At 59.1% G+C, this 17,574-nt stretch carries 17 protein-coding genes; 12 read left to right on the top strand and 5 right to left on the bottom strand.

The window, feature by feature from the left end; translation table 11 throughout:
- Positions 1 to 40 precede the first annotated feature (40 nt).
- The 8 genes from QYH43_RS17300 (at position 41) to QYH43_RS17335 (ending at position 9,016) form a co-directional block, all read left to right on the top strand.
- Entirely contained in the window at positions 41 to 1,351 is a 1,311-nt protein-coding gene (locus QYH43_RS17300; RefSeq protein WP_301157584.1) for a sugar ABC transporter substrate-binding protein, read from the top strand.
- 169 nt (positions 1,352 to 1,520) lie between these two features.
- Positions 1,521 to 2,420: a carbohydrate ABC transporter permease gene (locus QYH43_RS17305; RefSeq protein WP_256580284.1), complete on the top strand. Its 900-nt coding sequence runs from the start codon at positions 1,521 to 1,523 to the stop codon at positions 2,418 to 2,420.
- A gap of 8 nt (positions 2,421 to 2,428) precedes the next feature.
- Positions 2,429 to 3,259, top strand: a complete 831-nt coding sequence (locus QYH43_RS17310; protein WP_095056124.1) for a carbohydrate ABC transporter permease — start codon at positions 2,429 to 2,431, stop codon at positions 3,257 to 3,259.
- 167 nt (positions 3,260 to 3,426) lie between these two features.
- The gene (locus QYH43_RS17315) at positions 3,427 to 4,530 is read left to right on the top strand and encodes an ABC transporter ATP-binding protein (RefSeq protein ID WP_095152239.1); all 1,104 of its coding nucleotides are present in this window, start codon (positions 3,427 to 3,429) and stop codon (positions 4,528 to 4,530) included.
- A 16-nt stretch (positions 4,531 to 4,546) separates the two neighbouring features.
- Positions 4,547 to 6,019 (top strand): mannitol dehydrogenase family protein, encoded by a 1,473-nt coding sequence (locus QYH43_RS17320; RefSeq protein ID WP_301157586.1) that lies wholly within the window; start codon positions 4,547 to 4,549, stop codon positions 6,017 to 6,019.
- Positions 6,020 to 6,094: 75 nt separating this feature from the next.
- Positions 6,095 to 7,591, top strand: a complete 1,497-nt coding sequence (gene xylB / locus QYH43_RS17325; protein ID WP_301157587.1) for a xylulokinase — start codon at positions 6,095 to 6,097, stop codon at positions 7,589 to 7,591.
- A gap of 13 nt (positions 7,592 to 7,604) precedes the next feature.
- Positions 7,605 to 8,549 carry a carbohydrate kinase gene (locus QYH43_RS17330; protein ID WP_301157589.1) on the top strand — a complete coding sequence of 315 codons (945 nt, stop codon included), beginning with the start codon at positions 7,605 to 7,607 and terminating at the stop codon, positions 8,547 to 8,549.
- 200 nt (positions 8,550 to 8,749) lie between these two features.
- Complete coding sequence (locus tag QYH43_RS17335) at positions 8,750 to 9,016, top strand: DUF2790 domain-containing protein (RefSeq protein ID WP_095152243.1); 267 nt, start codon at positions 8,750 to 8,752, stop codon at positions 9,014 to 9,016.
- Between the two features lie 26 nt (positions 9,017 to 9,042).
- On the opposite strand, the gene QYH43_RS17340 is transcribed toward QYH43_RS17335, so the two are convergent.
- Entirely contained in the window at positions 9,043 to 9,309 is a 267-nt protein-coding gene (locus tag QYH43_RS17340) for a DUF1652 domain-containing protein (protein WP_095056118.1), read from the bottom strand.
- A gap of 277 nt (positions 9,310 to 9,586) precedes the next feature.
- On the opposite strand from QYH43_RS17340, the gene eco reads away from it, so the two are divergent.
- Positions 9,587 to 10,069 (top strand): serine protease inhibitor ecotin, encoded by a 483-nt coding sequence (gene eco / locus QYH43_RS17345; protein ID WP_301157591.1) that lies wholly within the window; start codon positions 9,587 to 9,589, stop codon positions 10,067 to 10,069.
- 20 nt (positions 10,070 to 10,089) lie between these two features.
- On the opposite strand, the gene ilvA is transcribed toward eco, so the two are convergent.
- A complete protein-coding gene (gene ilvA / locus QYH43_RS17350) occupies positions 10,090 to 11,103 on the bottom strand; it encodes a threonine ammonia-lyase, biosynthetic (RefSeq protein WP_301157593.1) in 1,014 nt (337 codons plus the stop codon).
- Between the two features lie 246 nt (positions 11,104 to 11,349).
- Between ilvA and QYH43_RS17355 the strand changes: the two genes are divergently transcribed.
- Positions 11,350 to 11,685, top strand: a complete 336-nt coding sequence (locus QYH43_RS17355) for a DUF2834 domain-containing protein (RefSeq protein ID WP_095152244.1) — start codon at positions 11,350 to 11,352, stop codon at positions 11,683 to 11,685.
- A 27-nt stretch (positions 11,686 to 11,712) separates the two neighbouring features.
- Here QYH43_RS17355 and QYH43_RS17360 read toward each other — a convergent pair whose 3' ends face one another.
- Together QYH43_RS17360 and QYH43_RS17365 are read right to left on the bottom strand one after the other, a co-directional pair.
- Positions 11,713 to 12,867, bottom strand: coding sequence for a PQQ-dependent sugar dehydrogenase (locus QYH43_RS17360; RefSeq protein WP_301157595.1), 1,155 nt, complete (start codon positions 12,865 to 12,867; stop codon positions 11,713 to 11,715).
- A gap of 51 nt (positions 12,868 to 12,918) precedes the next feature.
- Entirely contained in the window at positions 12,919 to 13,266 is a 348-nt protein-coding gene (locus QYH43_RS17365; protein ID WP_301157597.1) for a hypothetical protein, read from the bottom strand.
- A gap of 192 nt (positions 13,267 to 13,458) precedes the next feature.
- Here QYH43_RS17365 and QYH43_RS17370 point away from each other — a divergent pair, with 192 nt between their 5' ends.
- A complete protein-coding gene (locus QYH43_RS17370; RefSeq protein ID WP_095056112.1) occupies positions 13,459 to 14,307 on the top strand; it encodes a Ku protein in 849 nt (282 codons plus the stop codon).
- Positions 14,308 to 14,331: 24 nt separating this feature from the next.
- Here the strand turns inward: QYH43_RS17370 and lpxO are convergent, their stop codons facing one another.
- Entirely contained in the window at positions 14,332 to 15,231 is a 900-nt protein-coding gene (gene lpxO / locus QYH43_RS17375; protein WP_095056111.1) for a lipid A hydroxylase LpxO, read from the bottom strand.
- Positions 15,232 to 15,723: 492 nt separating this feature from the next.
- Between lpxO and phaC the strand changes: the two genes are divergently transcribed.
- On the top strand, positions 15,724 to 17,400 hold the full coding sequence (gene phaC / locus QYH43_RS17380; RefSeq protein ID WP_095056110.1) for a class II poly(R)-hydroxyalkanoic acid synthase: 1,677 nt from the start codon (positions 15,724 to 15,726) through the stop codon (positions 17,398 to 17,400).
- Positions 17,401 to 17,574 lie beyond the last annotated feature (174 nt).

Below are 17,574 nucleotides of genomic sequence, written 5' to 3' on the forward strand. Positions count from 1 at the left end.
GTCCTTCTGCAACCTACCGGGTGCAGAACAGGAGTGCACGATGCGACCTTCCGTAAAAGCTGTGCTTGCCCTCACCTGCCTGACCGTCAGCAGCGTCAGCCTCGGCGCCCAGACACTGACCATCGCCACCGTCAATAACAGCGACATGATCCGCATGCAAAAGCTCTCGAAAACCTTCGAAGCCGAGCACCCGGACATCAAGCTCAATTGGGTGGTGCTGGAGGAAAACGTCCTGCGCCAACGCCTGACCACCGACATCGCCACCCGGGGCGGGCAGTTCGACGTGCTCACCATCGGCATGTACGAAGCCGCACTCTGGGGAGCCAAGGGTTGGCTGGAACCGATGACCGACCTGCCGGCCAGTTATGCGCTCGATGACGTGTTTCCATCAGTTCGTGAAGGCCTGTCGGTAAAGGGTTCGCTGTATGCCCTGCCGTTCTACGCGGAGAGTTCCATCACCTATTACCGCACCGACCTGTTCAAGGACGTCGGCCTGACCATGCCCGAACACCCGACCTGGGAACAGATCGGCGAGTTCGCCAGCAAACTCACTCACAAAGACAAAGAGCAGTACGGAATCTGCCTGCGAGGCAAGGCCGGTTGGGGCGAGAACATGGCGTTGATCAGTACCGTCGCCAATGCCTATGGCGCACGTTGGTTTGATGAACAGTGGAAACCGGAATTCAGCGGACCAGAGTGGAAAAACGCGCTGAACTTCTACGTCGACACCATGAAGGCATCCGGCCCGCCGGGGGCGTCGAGCAATGGTTTCAACGAAAATCTGGCGCTGTTCAACAGCGGCAAATGCGCGATCTGGGTCGATGCCAGCGTCGCCGGCTCGTTCGTTACCGACAAGACCCAGAGCAAGGTCGCCGATCACGTCGGTTTCACCTATGCGCCGCATCAGGTCACCGACAAGGGCTCGGCCTGGTTGTACTCCTGGGCACTGGCCATTCCCACCAGTTCCAAAGCCAAGGACGCGGCAAAAATTTTCAGCGCTTGGGCCACATCCAAGGAATACGGGGCCCTGGTCGCGGAAAAAGACGGCATCGTCAACGTACCACCGGGCACGCGGGCCTCGACCTACAGCGAGGCGTACATGAGCGCCGCGCCGTTCGCCCAGGTCACCCTGGAGTCGCTCAAAGCCGCCGACCCGAGCAAGCCGGGCGCCAGGCCGGTGCCTTACATCGGGATTCAGTTGGTGACCATTCCCGAGTTCCAGGGCATTGGCACCCAGGTCGGCAAATCCTTCTCGGCGGCACTGATCGGCCAGACCACAGTCGACCAGGCCCTGGCGGCGGCCCAGCAAACCACTGAACGCGAAATGAAGCGCGCAGGTTATCCCAAGTAACCCCGCCTCCTGTAGGAGCCGGCTTGCCGGCGATGAACGATAACGCGGTACGTCTATAGATCGGCGTCGCATCCATCGCTGGCAAGCCAGCTCCTACAGGTCTTGCGCCAAGCATCCTCTCGTTCCCAATCGGTTTAACACCATGAATACTTTAACTGCCAAAGCTCATATGGATATTGCCCAGCCCCAGCGCAAAAGCCGCGTGGCCAACCCCGGCTGGTTCCTGGTCAGCCCTTCGGTAGCGCTGCTGCTGTTGTGGATGATCGTGCCTCTGGGCATGACCCTCTACTTCTCGATGATCCGCTACAACCTGCTTGATCCGGGTGAAAACGAATTTGTCGGGCTGGAGAACTTCTCTTATTTCCTGACGGACTCGGGCTTCCTGCCCGGCGCCACCAATACGTTGTTGCTGGTGGGCAGCGTGCTGCTGATCAGCGTGGTGTTCGGCGTGTTGATCAGTGCGTTGCTGGAGGCCAGTGAGTTTCTCGGTCGCGGCATCGTGCGGGTGCTGCTGATCTCGCCGTTCTTCATCATGCCCACGGTGGGTGCACTGATCTGGAAGAACCTGATTTTCCATCCGGTGTCGGGGATTCTCGCCTACGTCTGGAAACTGTTCGGCGCGCAACCGGTGGACTGGCTGGCGCACTACCCGCTGCTGTCGATCATCATCATTGTCTCGTGGCAATGGCTGCCGTTCGCCATCCTGATTTTGATGACCGCCATGCAGTCCCTCGACCAGGAACAGAAAGAAGCCGCACGCCTGGACGGTGCCGGCCCCATCGCGATCTTCTGGCACTTGACCCTGCCGCACCTGGCACGGCCGATTGCGGTGGTGGTGATGATCGAAACCATCTTCCTGCTCTCGGTGTTCGCCGAAATCTTCACCACCACCAACGGCGGCCCCGGCTATGCCTCGACCAACCTCGCCTACCTCATCTACAACCAGGCGCTGGTGCAGTTCGACGTCGGCATGGCGTCCGCTGGCGGCTTGATTGCGGTGGTCATCGCCAATGTCGCGGCCATCGTGCTGGTGCGGATGATCGGTAAAAACCTGACAGACAAAGCCTGAGGCCTGCCATGACCCTTCAACAATCCCGTCGTTTGCAAAGCCTGTTGCTCGGCACGCTGGCCTGGGCTATCGCGATCCTGGTTTTTTTCCCGATTTTCTGGATGGTGCTGACCAGTTTCAAAACCGAGATCGACGCCTTCGCCACACCGCCGCAGTTCTTCTTCATGCCGACCCTGGAGAATTACCTGCACATCAACGAGCGCAGCGATTACTTCAGTTTCGCCTGGAACTCGGTGGTGATTTCCTTCAGCGCCACGGCCCTGAGCCTGCTGATCGCGGTGCCGGCGGCCTACTCGATGGCGTTCTACGAAACCCAACGCACCAAAGGCACCCTGTTGTGGATGCTCTCGACCAAGATGCTGCCGCCGGTGGGCGTGCTGATGCCGATCTACCTGCTGGCCAAGAGCTTCGGCCTGCTCGACACGCGCATTGCGCTGATCGTGATCTACACGCTGATCAACCTGCCGATTGTGGTCTGGATGATTTACACCTACTTCAAGGACATCCCCAAAGACATCCTCGAAGCCGCTCGTCTCGATGGCGCCACGTTGTGGCAGGAAATGGTCCGGGTGCTGCTGCCGATCGCCAAGGGCGGACTGGCCTCCACAGTGTTGTTGTCGCTGATCCTGTGTTGGAACGAGGCGTTCTGGTCCTTGAACCTGACCTCGTCGAAAGCCGCGCCACTGACCGCGCTGATCGCATCGTACTCAAGCCCCGAAGGGTTGTTCTGGGCCAAGTTATCGGCGGTCTCGACGCTGGCCTGCGCACCGATCCTGATCTTCGGCTGGATCAGCCAGAAACAACTGGTACGCGGGTTGTCGTTCGGCGCCGTGAAATGAATCGACCCGGATTGCTGCCCCAACGCAATCCCTTGCAGGAGCCGGCTTGCTGGCGATGCGGCCCTCGAAATTTGCATCGCGCTTGCGGTCGTCATCGCCAGCAAGCCGGCTCCTACAAAAAGCCTGATCGGCTCAATCTGAATAAAAACAAACGGAGGCTCATCGTCATGGCCAACCTGAAAATCAAGAATCTGCAAAAAGGCTTCGAAGGCTTTTCCATCATCAAGGGCATTGACCTTGAAGTGAACGACAAAGAGTTCGTGGTCTTCGTCGGTCCCTCGGGTTGCGGTAAATCCACCCTGCTGCGCCTGATCGCTGGCCTGGAAGAAGTCAGCGGCGGCGCCATCGAGCTCGATGGCCGCGACATCACCGAAGTCAGCCCGGCCAAGCGTGACCTGGCGATGGTGTTCCAGACCTACGCCTTGTACCCACACATGAGCGTGCGCAAGAACATGTCGTTCGCCCTCGATCTGGCCGGAGTCCCCAAGGCCGAAGTGGAAAAGAAAGTCGGCGAAGCAGCGCGCATTCTCGAACTGGGGCCGATGCTGGAACGCAAGCCCAAGCAACTGTCTGGCGGCCAGCGTCAACGGGTGGCGATCGGCCGGGCGATTGTGCGCAACCCGAAAATCTTCCTGTTCGACGAACCGCTGTCCAACCTTGATGCGGCCCTGCGGGTGCAAATGCGTCTGGAACTGCTGCGCCTGCACAAAGAGCTGCAAGCGACGATGATCTACGTGACGCACGACCAGGTCGAAGCCATGACCATGGCCGACAAAGTCGTCGTGCTCAATGGCGGCAGGATCGAGCAGGTCGGTTCGCCGCTGGACCTGTACCACCAACCGGCCAACCTGTTTGTCGCAGGTTTTCTCGGCACACCGAAAATGGGTTTCCTCAAGGGCAAGCTCACCCGCGTCGACAGTCAGTGTTGTGAAGTGCAACTGGACGCCGGCACCCGCATCAGCCTGCCCTTGAGCGGCGCAACGCTTAGCGTCGGCGGCGCGGTGACACTGGGCATTCGCCCGGAACATCTGGCGTTGGCCGAATCGGACGACTGCACGTTGCAAGTCACCGCCGATGTCAGCGAACGTCTGGGCAGCGACACCTTCTGCCATGTGCGCACCGCCTCCGGCGAAGCCTTGACCATGCGCGTGCGCGGCGACCTCGCGAGTCGTTACGGCGAGACCTTGAGCCTGCACCTGGACGCCCGGCACTGCCATTTATTCGATGCAGACGGCGTGGCGCTGACCCGTCCCTTGCGCGTTGCCGCCTGATCTCAGAGAGCCTGCGATGAAACTCAACCAACAGAATCTCTACCGCCTTGCTCCTGAGGTCGCCCTGCCCGCCTATACCTTGAGCGACACGCGCCAAGGCATCGCCCACATCGGCGTCGGCGGCTTCCATCGAGCGCATCAGGCGTATTACACCGATGCCTTGATGAACACCGGCGAAGGCCTCGACTGGGCGATTTGCGGCATCGGGCTGCGCCGTGAAGACCGGCGTGCCCGCGACGATCTTCAAGAACAGGATTATCTGTTCACCCTGTTTGAATTGGGTGATAGCGGCGAAACCGAAGTCCGGGTCGTCGGCGCCATTCGCGACATGTTGCTGGCCGAGGACAGTGCTCAAGCGCTGATCGACAAGCTCGCCAGCCCTGAGATCCGCATCGTCTCGCTGACCATCACCGAAGGTGGTTACTGCATCGACGACAGCAACGGCGAATTCATGGCGCACCTGCCGCAAATCCAGCACGATCTGGCGAACCCGGCTACTCCGCTCACCGTGTTCGGGTTTCTCTGCGCCGCGCTGGCCAAACGCCGCGCGGCAGGCACGCCGGCATTTACCTTGATGTCCTGCGATAACCTGCCGCACAACGGCGCAGTGACCCGCAAGGCCCTGTTGGCCTTCGCCGCGTTGCGCGGTGACGATTTGCCGGAGTGGATCGAACATCATGTGAGCTTCCCCAATGCCATGGTCGACCGCATCACCCCGATGACCAGCATCGAACATCGCCTGCAATTGGCCGACAAGCATGGCGTCGACGATGCGTGGCCGGTGGTCTGCGAACCGTTTGCGCAGTGGGTGCTGGAAGACAAGTTTGTTAGCGGTCGTCCCGCCTGGGAAAAAGTTGGCGTGCAGTTCACCGACGACGTCACGCCCTACGAGGACATGAAGATCAAACTGCTCAACGGCAGTCATCTGGCCCTGACTTACCTCGGTTTCCTCAAGGGTTACCGTTTCGTCAACGAAACCATGAACGACCCACTGTTGGTGCGTTACATGCGCGCCTACATGGACCTGGACGTCACCCCGCAACTGTCGCCGGTGCCGGGCATTGAATTGACCGCGTACAAAAACACGCTGGTCACGCGTTTCTCCAATCAGGCGATTGCCGATCAACTGGAACGCGTGTGTTCGGACGGTTCGTCGAAATTTCCCAAGTTCATTGTGCCAACGATCAATCGCTTGATTGCTGACGGGCGAGACACAAAACGCGCAGCGCTGGTGGTGGCGGCTTGGGCGTTGTATTTGAAGGGGGTGGATGAAAATGGCGACACCTACGCCATTGCGGATCCGCGAGCGGCGTTCTGCCAGGCCTTGGTGCTCGACGATGCGTTGATGGCCCAGCGGCTGTTGGGTGTCGAAGAGATTTTCGGGACAGTGATTCCCCGTTCGCCCGAGTTTGTCGAGGCGTTCGAATGGTGCTGCGACAGTTTGCGGGAGGTCGGGGTTTCGCGGACGTTGGAATGGGTTTTGGTGTGAGTTTTGGGGTGTAACAACTGGCGCCTGCTCGCGAATGGCATCACAAAAAACGACCTGACACACCAAGGACCTGCCATGCCAACCCAACCATTGTTCCTCGGCATCGACTGCGGCACCCAAGGCACTAAAGCCATCATTCTCGATGCCGTCAGCGGCGAGGTGCTGGGGTTGGGCGCCGCCGCTCACACGCTGATCAGCGGCGTCAATGGCCGTCGCGAGCAGGACACGGGCCAGTGGCTGGAAGCCTTCGCCCTCGCCACCCGTCGCGCCTTGCTGGCGGCCGATGTCGATGGCCAGGACATCCTTGGCATCGGCGTCTCGGGCCAGCAACACGGCCTGGTGTTGCTCGATGAACAAGGCCAGGTCCTGCGCCCGGCCAAGCTCTGGTGCGACACCGAAACCACGGCGGAAAATGACCGTCTGCTCGAACATCTGGGCGGCGAAAAAGGCTCGCTGGAGCGCCTCGGCGTGGTCATCGCGCCGGGCTACACCGTTTCAAAACTACTCTGGACTCGGGAGCAGTATCCCGAGGTGTTTTCGCGCATCGCCCACATCCTGCTGCCCCATGATTACCTGAATTTCTGGCTCACCGGCCGCTGTTGCAGCGAGTACGGTGACGCATCAGGCACCGGTTACTTCAACGTGCGCAACCGTCAGTGGGATGTGCCACTGCTGCGCGATATCGACCCAAGCGGGCGCCTGGAACATGCATTGCCGGAACTGATCGACGCTCACGAGGCGGTGGGCACGATTTTGCCGGATATCGCCCAACACTTGGGCATCAACCCGCAGGCGCTGGTATCCAGCGGTGGCGGTGACAACATGATGGGCGCGATCGGCACCGGCAACATCCAGCCCGGCGCGATTACCATGAGCCTCGGGTCCTCCGGCACGGTCTATGCCTGTACCGATCAACCGCAGGTCTTCCCGGAGGCGGCAGTCGCGACATTCTGTTCATCCAGCGGCGGTTGGTTGCCGTTGACCTGCACCATGAACCTGACCAACGCCACCGGGCTGATTCGCGAACTGCTGGACCTCGACATCGAGCAGTTCAATAAAATGGTAGGGCACGCGCCGATCGGTGCCGAGGGCGTGCGCATGCTGCCGTTTCTCAATGGAGAACGCGTCCCCGCCCTACCCCACGCCAGCGGCAGCCTTTTGGGGCTGACCATGACCAACCTGACCAAAGCCAATCTGTGCCGTGCGGTGGTCGAAGGCACGACCTTCGGGCTGCGATACGGACTGGACCTGCTACGGCACAATGGCATACAAAGCCTGCGCATTTGCCTGATCGGCGGTGGCTCGAAAAGCCCGGTGTGGCGCCAGATCGTCGCCGACACCATGAATACACCGGTGATTTGTACCGAACAAAGCGAAGCCGCTGCCCTAGGGGCGGCGATTCAAGCGGCGTGGTGTACGTCCCTGGCGAATGGGCACGAGGTCAGCCTGGCAGAACTGTGCGCACGTTGCGTGAAACTCGATCCAACCAGCGAAACGCTACCGATCGCCGAAAACGTGGCGGCCTCTCAGCAGGCCTATGAACGCTATCAACAGCATGTCGCAACCCTTTAAAGAGTGAACAACTATGTATCTGGTGTGTGGCGAAGCGCTGTTCGACTTCTTCAGTCAGAACGACGCCAGCGGTCTGGCTTCAACAGTGAATTTCAAGGCCATTGCCGGCGGGTCGCCCTTCAACGTGGCCGTGGGCTTACGTCGTTTGGGGGTAGATGCCGGACTGCTGTCTGGCCTGTCTACCGACTATCTCGGCCGCCGCTTGCTGCAAGTGCTGCAGGACGAAGGCGTATGCACCGATTATCTGCTGGACTTCGATGCGCCGAGCACGCTGGCGATGGTCGCTGTCGGGGCCAATGGTTCGCCGCAGTACAGCTTTCGGGGCGAAGGCTGCGCCGACCGACAACTGAAACCGGAACACCTGCCGACACTCGGGCCAGAGGTGCATGGTTTGCACATCGGATCATTTTCGCTGGTGGTGCAGCCGATTGCCGACACACTGCTGGCATTGGTGCGCCGGGAAAGCGGCAAGCGCCTGATCAGCCTCGACCCGAACGTTCGACTCAACCCGGAGCCGAACATCGAGCTGTGGCGTGAACGCATTGCGACGCTGGTGGAAATGGCCGACCTGATCAAAGTCAGCGACGAGGATCTGCATTTGTTGTATCCCGGACAGGACCCGGCGCGGGTGATCGACGGCTGGTTGCAGCACCGCTGTCAGCTGGTATTCCTGACCCGGGGCGGTGAAGGCGCGAGCGTGTTCAGCCGCGTCCACGGTTCGTGGTCGATCCCGGCCCTTGCGGTGAAGATCGCCGACACGGTGGGTGCCGGCGATACCTTTCAGGCGGCGTTGATTGGCTGGCTGACCGAGCACCAGCTGGACTCGGTGGAAGAGTTGGCACGGCTCCGTCGCGATCAGATCGATGCCATGGTTCGGTTTGCTGTGCAAGCAGCTGCGCTGACATGCAGCAAGACCGGGCCGGATCTGCCTTATCGGCATCAGATAGGCATGGACTGAATCTGAGGGCTTCATCGCGAGCAAGCTCGCTCCTACAGAGATCGTGTGAGCCGACAAGCGGCGTTCAGTCGGGTTAACGATCGCTTAACCGTGCGGTCTAATCATTCACTGGACCGCACGCCCTCAGTTCTCTCTGACGCCCAGTGCGGCAGGTTCGACGACACGTCGAACTGTCTTTCCGACCGCACCGGAGATCGTTCATGAATACGCGCACATTGCTGCTGACCGCCGCACTCGCCTGCACCGCGTTTGCCGGCCTGGCCCAGGCCAACGACACCTCGACCTCACAAGCCGTGCCTTATCACTACGGCATGCCCTTGCACGTCAGTAAAGTCATCTCGCTGACCGAGCCCTCCACCCTGGAGTGCAAAGTGGTGAGCGCCGATATGAAGTACCTCGATGAAAACGGCCAGCCCGCAGAAATTTCCTACCGCAAACTGTCCGATGCCTGCGAGAACCAAGGCTGACCGACTACACCGATACCAAAACCGGCCTAAAGTGCCTTATCCAGCGTCGAACGCGGTTCGACCTCGATGGGGTGCTTACTGGTGCGCAAACGAGCAATCAGCTCGTTGATTTCCCGACAGCCATTCAACTGCGAGGCATCGATATCGGTGACCGAAAAATCAAGTTGATCGGTTCGCCCATCGGCAAAGACCTTAATAGTCATCATGAGCTCGGGAGACAGGGTGCATTGACAGCGCTTGGGCAGAAAACTGCTTTCAATGATGTTGCGAAGTTCCAAGGCAGATAAAAACATGGCGACCCTCTCCTTTATGACACTGCCGGTAAAAACCAGACGCCCGCTCAAATAAAATTCCGGCGGACTTAAGAACAGATACAGCATAAAACATGCCTTGATTTTCGTAGCTCGGTTCGTCGGTAAAACAAAAGGTTAGCCGAAGCGCTCGAACAGAATGTCGTGCAACTTGCAAGAACGCCCTAGCCGCGTACTGCACTTTGCACGTTCACGCCGGATTTGCATTCACCGCTGACGACAGAGAGAATGCGGCCATTCATCACAGCAAGGAGGCAACATGGGTTCTTTGACCGTAAACACGACTGTCGGGTTGATCGCTGTGGGGCTGTCCAGCCTGGTGCAGGCCGCGAAACTGGAAACGGTCGCGCCCTTCCCCAAAGCCGAGAGTGGTTTCACCCGCCAGGTCATTCATTTGGCCCCGCAATCACGGGAAGAGGACTTCCAGGTCGAAATCCTCGCCGGCAAGACCCTGCCCGTGGACTGCAATCGCCCACGTCTGGGCGGCATCCTCGAAGAAAAAAATCTCGAAGGCTGGGGCTACCCGTTCTACCGCCTGGAAAATGTCATCGGCCCGATGAGCACCCTCATGGCCTGCCCGGACGGCAAGAGCCAACCGGGCTTTGTCCCGGTGGTTGGCGACGGCTTTCTGCTGCGCTACAACAGCAAACTGCCGATTGTGCTGTATGTGCCCCAAGACATCGAAGTGCGCTATCGAATCTGGTCGGCATCGAGCAAGGTTGAGAAAGCCGTTCAGGAATAACCGGCCGCCGCTGCCCGCCCTCAAGCGAGTGCGCCGCTCAACGCGGCGCGTTCGGCCACATACCCCAGGCTATCGAAATTGATGTTGGCTCCCGAATCGATCGCCACCAGCGTCTGCCCCAAAGCACCGGTGCGAGCCACGTAGTTTTTGATCCCGGCCACCGCCAAAGCACCGGAAGGCTCGGTGATCGAGCGGGTATCGTCGTAGATATTCTTGATTGCCGCGCAAAGTTCGTCATTGCTGACGGTCACCACTTCATCGACGCAGAAGCGGCAGACCTCAAAACCGTAAGCGCCGATTTGTGCAACGGCCACACCATCGGCAAAAGTGCCGACACTGGGCAGGACAACGCGTTCACCCGCCTGCAACGCAGCGTGCAGGCACGCAGAGTGCTCCGACTCGACACCAATGATCCGCACCTCGGGTCTCAAATATTTGACATAGGCTGCGATGCCCGCGATCAAACCGCCGCCACCGACCGGAACGAAAATCGCATCCAGCGGGCCTTGATGCTGACGCAGGATTTCCATCGCGACAGTGCCCTGCCCGGCAATGACGTCCGGATCGTCAAAAGGCGAAACAAAGGTACGACCGGTTTTGCGCGCAAGGTCCAGCGCGTAGGCCAGCGCAAACGGGAAGCTCCCGCCATGCAACACCGCGTCGGCGCCCCGACTGCGAACGCCGAGCACCTTCAATTGCGGTGTCGTACATGGCATGACGATGCACGCATCGATTCCCAACTCCCGTGCGGCCAGCGCCACGCCCTGAGCATGGTTGCCGGCAGAGGCGGTCACCACACCGCTCGCCTTTTGCGTATCGCTCAGTTGCACGAGCTTGTTGTAGGCACCCCGAATCTTGAACGAAAAGGTGGGCTGCAAATCTTCGCGCTTGAGCAGGACCTGGTTACCCAACATCTCCGACAATGCGTGCGCAGGTTGCAACGGCGTGCGCACGGCCAACTCGTACACCGGCGCCGCAAGGATCTTTTTGACGTAGTGTTCCAGCAAGGTCTGTTGTTCGGTTGTGCAATTCATATCGTCTCCTGACATTGATTGGGACCCGGAGACAGAAAATGAAAACCCGCCTCTAGGGCGGGTTGGGTGCTGCAGATGTGAGCTAGCCCGCCAAATGAGGAATGGCGGTAATAATGCTTGGCTGGCAGCGCAATACGTGGGAAGTCATGGCTCGAAATTAGCCGGGCGTTGATAGCAAGTCAATGGCAAGTTTGTGGCGACCACCGTAGTCTGGTCATTCCGTTCATCATCCCAAGGAAGGAAAGCATGAAGACCATTGCCCTGCCGCTGATTGCCCTCATCGCCTTTGCCGGCTACACCGTTTCGGTGATGCTCGCAGCCGAACAGTCGCTGATCGACTTCGGCATCAGCCTGATGTCGCGCCCGGACACGGCGCAAGTGGTGATTGATCTGTATTTACTGGCGACGCTGGCGGGCATCTGGATGTACCAGGATGCGCGCAAACGTGGGCAGTCGGTGTTATCGGTGCTGCCCTATCTGTTGATCACCGCCATTTTTGTATCCATCGGGCCGTTGTTGTATCTGGTGGTTCGTGGGATTCAAAACCGCAAGCAACCCGTGAGTGCGCCTCAGCAACGCTGATCCGCCAGCTCACCGGTGCCGAACCACTCACTGCTTGAGGCCGACCTTGTAGAGCCCACCGTTTTCCTCATCGGTGAGTACATACAAATACCCGTCCGGCCCTTGACGCACATCGCGAATGCGCTTGTTCCAATCTCCGAGCAAGCGCTCCTCGTGCACCACTTTATCGCCGTCGAACTCCAGACGGATCAGTTCCTGACTCACCAACGCGCCGATAAACACGTTGTGCTGCCACACCTTGAAACGATCGGCGTCGTAGAACGCCATGCCGCTCAGCCCCGGGGATTTTTCCCAGACATGGTGCGGGGCAGCGGTGCCTTCGGCGGTTTCTCCTTCGGCTTCGGGAATAGGCTGCCCGGAATAGTTGATGCCGTGGGTCGCCAATGGCCAGCCGTAGTTTTTCCCACGCTCAATGATGTTGATCTCGTCACCTCCACGCGGACCGTGTTCGTTTTCCCACAACGTACCGGTCCATGGGTTCAATGCTGCGCCTTGCGGGTTGCGCTGGCCGTAGGTCCAGATTTCCGGGCGAACGTTGGCCTGACCGACGAAAGGGTTGTCTTTGGGCACCTTGCCGTCCGGGAAGATGCGCACCACCTTGCCTTGCAGCTTGTCCAGATCCTGGGCAGTCGAGCGGTCGTTGTTTTCCCCCAGGGTCACGAACAGATAACCATCGCGGGCGAACACCAGCCGTGAACCGAAATGGTTGCCCACCGACAGCTTGGGTTCCTGGCGCAGGATCACCTGAAAATCTTTCAGGCCCGAATAGTCTTCGGTCAACCGACCGCGCCCCACCGCTGTACCTGCCTTGCCGTCCGGACCACCGCCTTCGGCGTAGGACAGGTACACCATTCGGTCTTGCTTGAAGTCGGGTGACAACACCACGTCGAGCAAACCGCCCTGCCCCTTGGCCCAGACCGTGGGCACGCCGTTGAGTGGTGCCGACAGTTTGCCATCGGCCGTCACCCGCCGCAGATTGCCGGGCCGTTCCGTCACCAGCATCCCTTGGCGGTCAGGCAGAAACGCCACCGCCCAAGGGTGCTCCAAGCCCGTCACAACCGGGGTGACCTCAAGGGTGCCCTGCTCACTTTTGATGTCTTGGGAGGCCTGCGCCAATGACACGGTTGCGGTGGTGATCAATGCGCTGGCACACACGATGCCCAGTAAAATTTTACGCAACATGCACAATTCCTTTTCTCGTCAGAGTGGCCAGCAAGGCATCAGCCCTGCCGTTCAACGGTTGCTGCTACCGGTATCTCGGGGAGGCGGATTGGGGATGAATTTCGGCGGGCCGGCGGGGGCTGGCTGGGCGGGATAGCGATTGCCGATTCCGCCGTTATCGAGTGTCGGCGGACGCGGCACCGGCACGGTGTTGGGACTGCGGATCGCCGGAGCGGTGGGTTGCGTGCCCTGCATGCTGTTGGGGTTGGCCCGGCGAATCGGGCTGTTGTAAGGATTGTTGTTGGCACCGCCCGGCAGGTTCTGAGCCACCATCAACATGGTCGCGGCATCCGCGCGGGCCACGGGACTCAATACGCCACTCAAGGCCAGCACAAGGGTAGCGGGCAGGAAACGATTCATGAGGGCCTCGTTGTATCAGGTCGATAGGGTCTTCGATGCCACGCTACGCCCGGGGTTCGGATTTGTTAACAAAAACCTCCCCCGCAAGATGTAACACGACGTTGATCCGACCTCGGCATCTGACCGAAAACAGCGGAAACTTTTGCCCGGCGCTACGGGTCACCTGAACACATCACTTGCGAGTAGACCACCATGGCACGGGCAATCTGGAAAGGTGCGATCAGCTTCGGATTGGTACACATTCCCGTAGCGCTGGTCTCGGCGACATCGTCCCACGGGGTGGATTTTGACTGGCTCGACAGTCGCAGCATGGACCCCGTGGGTTACAAGCGAATCAACAAGGTCACCGGCAAGGAAGTCACCAAGGAGCACATCGTCAAAGGAGTGCAGTATGAAAAGGGTCGGTACGTGGTGCTCAGCGAAGAAGAAATTCGTTCGGCGCATCCGCTGTCGACGCAGACCATCGATATTTTCGCGTTTGTCGACAGCACTCAAATTCCGCTGCAGAACATCGACACGCCCTATTACCTGGCTCCGGACAAACGCGGAGGCAAAGTCTATGCGCTGCTGCGCGAAACCCTCGACAAAACCGGCAAGGTCGCTCTGGCCCGCGTGGTGCTGCATACCCGCCAATACCTGGCGGCGTTGATGCCCATGGAATCGGCCATGGTGTTGGTGAAATTGCGCTGGCCGGCGGAAGTCCGCAGCCTGGACGAATTGGCGCTGGGCCCTGACGTCACCAAGGCCGAACTGACCAAAGGCGAGTTGGACATGGCCAAGCGCCTGGTGGCCGACATGAGTGTCGAATGGTCACCGGACGATTATCGGGATGAATTTGAAGACAAGATCATGGCCCTGGTGGACAAGAAGGCCCATGAAGGCAAGATCGAAGACGTGGAAACGGCCACCGGTGAGGAAGAGCGCAAAACGGCGGATGTGATTGACCTGACAGAACTGCTCAAGCGCAGTTTGGGTGGCAAGACTACGGCCAAACCCAAAGCGGAAAGCAAGCCAACTGCGCGAAAAAAAGCCAGCAAATGACGCTCAGTGTCTGAGCTGCCGACCTCAAATCAAAACGAATACCGCCAGCAACCCGGCAAAAATCGACCATTTCTGAGCGTAGTAAAGTTTGCGATTACGCTTCTTCAGCGCTTTGCCGTGCAGGCGAATCTTGTAGATCTTGCCGAACAGGCGATTGATCCCGCCCGTCTTGTCGCCGACATCATTCGGCGCACCCGCCGCCGACATCACGTTGCGACTGAACCAGCCATTGAAGGCTGCCGCCCAGCGATACTTCATCGGACGCTCGACGTCGCAGAACAAAATGATGCGGTTCTGATGCGTGGTGTTTTCGGCGTAATGAATGAAGGTCTCGTCGAACATCACTGCCTCGCCGTCACGCCAGTGATAATTCTCGCCATCGACATTGATGTAACAACCGGCGTCATTGGGCGTTTCAAGGCCCAGGTGATACCGGTAGGAACCGGCATACGGATCACGGTGGCGCACCAGTTTGGAACCCGGTGGCAACTCGGCGAACATCGCCGCCTTGATCGAACCGATGCTTTGCACCAGCTCCGTGGTGCGCGGGCAAAGTTTCATGGCTGACGGGTGACTGTCGCCGTACCACTTGAGATAGAAGCGTTTCCAGCCGGTCTTGAAGAACGAGTTGAACCCGACATCGTCATACTGGTTTGAACGCTTGATTTCCCCGGTCCGAAGCAAATTCTGACCTTCGGCACGAATTTCTTCCCAATGGACCTGCAATGGACTCAGGTCAGGGAAGTCGGCCGGATCGAGGTAGGGTTTGTTGGGGATCTTCGAAAACAGGTAAAGGAAGCAATTGATCGGCGCCAGAAACGTCGAATGATCGCTGAGTTGACGCCCGAGTTTATGCCGCACTCGTCCCCGCAGATGAACATACGCAATCGATACAACGTAGATAACGGCAATGATGATTTTCACGGAATCGTCACACGTCAGAGGTGAACAAACTGCGCCCCTTTTTGGCCGGTATGCCGTCGGGTCTTGTGCAGTGACTGAATTCGAACAGCGTCCCGCAGTACGCCGTTGAGCCTCGCCGTCATCCGGCACCGGGCTGATAGATGGCATTTTAGCCACAATTTGTAACCAATAGTTAACCTGAAACGCTGAAAATCTATCCTCTTGTACAGCCATTGCGTCGCGCAGACCTCGACGCCCTATCGGCTAAGAGCCAGATGGGTTCCTGGCACCAACGCCTTGCACACTCCCGGATCAAAGGTCATGGATTGTCATGAATAGAAAAAGCGTTGTCGCCAAATGAAATGTCGGCCGCCGCCCCATCTATATGCTCCTGAAGTTCTGTGTGGCGAGCCCTGCCTTTCTGCGGCCCGCCCGACCGGCATGTTGCTCGGTCGCTTGCCAGTAGCCATATAACTTCCGGGCCCCGCCTTGGGTGCCTTACCGGGTGTCAAAATGAACAAGAAAAATAAAGACCTTTCCCAGCAAGCTGCGTTGCACACGTTGAGCCTGAACCCAGCGTTCGGTCCTCGCGGGCGTGATCTGCTCGGCACCGCCCGCATGGTCCTGCGACAAGTGTTGAAGCAACCGGTGCATAGTGCCAAGCATATGGCGGCATTCGGCGTTGAGCTGAAAAATGTCCTGCTCAACCGCTCGCAACTCACACCTGCGGCGGGAGACAAACGTTTCGACGAGCAGACCTGGCAGCGCAACCCGCTTTACCGGCGCTACATGCAGACTTATCTGGCCTGGTGCCAGGAAATGAACGACTGGATCAGCACGAGCAACCTCAGCGAACAGGACGCTCAACGTGGTCAGTTCGTCATTGGCCTGCTGACCCAGGCGATGGCGCCGACCAACACCCTGGCCAACCCGGCAGCGCTCAAGCGTTTCTTTGAAACCGGCGGCAAGAGCATTCTGGATGGTTTCTCACAGCTGACCCGTGACCTCATCGAAAACGGCGGCATGCCCAGCCAGGTCGACAAGACGGCGTTCGAAGTGGGCCACAATCTGGGCATCACCGACGGCGCGGTGGTGTTTCGCAATGAGGTGCTGGAGTTGATCCAGTACAAACCTCGTACCGAGCAAGTGCAGGCGCGTCCATTACTGGTGGTGCCGCCACAGATCAACAAGTTTTACCTGTTCGATCTGACGCCGGAGAAGAGCCTGATCCGTTTTCTCCTCGACAGCGGTATCCAGACGTTCGCTATCAGTTGGCGCAATCCGGGCAAGGCACAACGCGAGTGGGGGTTCTCCAGCTATGTAGAAGCCCTGAAGGAAGCGATCGACGCAGTGCTTGCGATTACCGGCAGCGCCGACCTGAACACCTTCGGCGCCTGTTCCGGAGGCTGCACCATGTCCTCGCTGTTGGGTCACTATGCCGCCCTGGACGAAAAAAAGATCAATGCCTTTACCCTGGCCGTCAGCATGTTGGACATTCGCCCCGACACCCAGGTCGGGCTGTTCGCCGACGAGAAAACCCTGGAAGCCGCCAAGCGCCGTTCCTATCAGGCGGGCGTGCTGGAGGGCCGCGAACTGGCCAAGGTCTTCGCCTGGATGCGCCCTAACGACTTGATCTGGAATTACTGGATCAACAACTACTTGCTCGGCAACGAGCCACCGGCATTCGATGTCCTCTATTGGAACAACGACACCACCAACCTGCCTGCCAATCTGCACGGCGAATTCATTGATATGTACCAGACCAATCCGTTCGCCCGTGCCGGCGCCCTGGAGGTCTGCGGCACACCGATAGACCTGAGTCAGGTCACCAGTGACTACTACTGCATAGCAGGCCTGACCGACCACATCACCCCGTGGGACGCCTGCTACCGTTCCATGCATCTGTTTGGTGGTCAGGGCGAGTTCGTGGTGTCTAACAGCGGGCATATCCAGAGCATCCTCAACCCGCCGGGCAACCCAAAGGCGCGCTTCATGACGGGCAGCGACCTGCCCGCAGACGCTCAGGACTGGATGGAAGCTGCCAGTAAACAGGCAGGCTCGTGGTGGCCTCACTGGTTGGCCTGGCTGCAGGCTCGCTCAGGCGATCGCAAAAAAGCTCCCGCTAAACTGGGCAACAGGAAATATGCCCCTGCGGAGGCTGCGCCGGGCACCTACGTGCACCTGCGCTGAACCTGCAATCAACGTAATGGCCGTTTTCTGCCGCTCACCACGGGCAAAAAACGGCCAGGAGCGGTCGCTCACTTAAGGCAGTTTTCGATCCAAACGGCGCCTAACGCCAGGTTGAGGGGCGTTGCGGCGCAATCACAAGGAGAGTTCATGCAGTTGCACGAAGCGTATGAACTG

Source organism: Pseudomonas sp. C32 (genome assembly GCF_030417915.1).
Lineage (GTDB): Bacteria > Pseudomonadota > Gammaproteobacteria > Pseudomonadales > Pseudomonadaceae > Aquipseudomonas.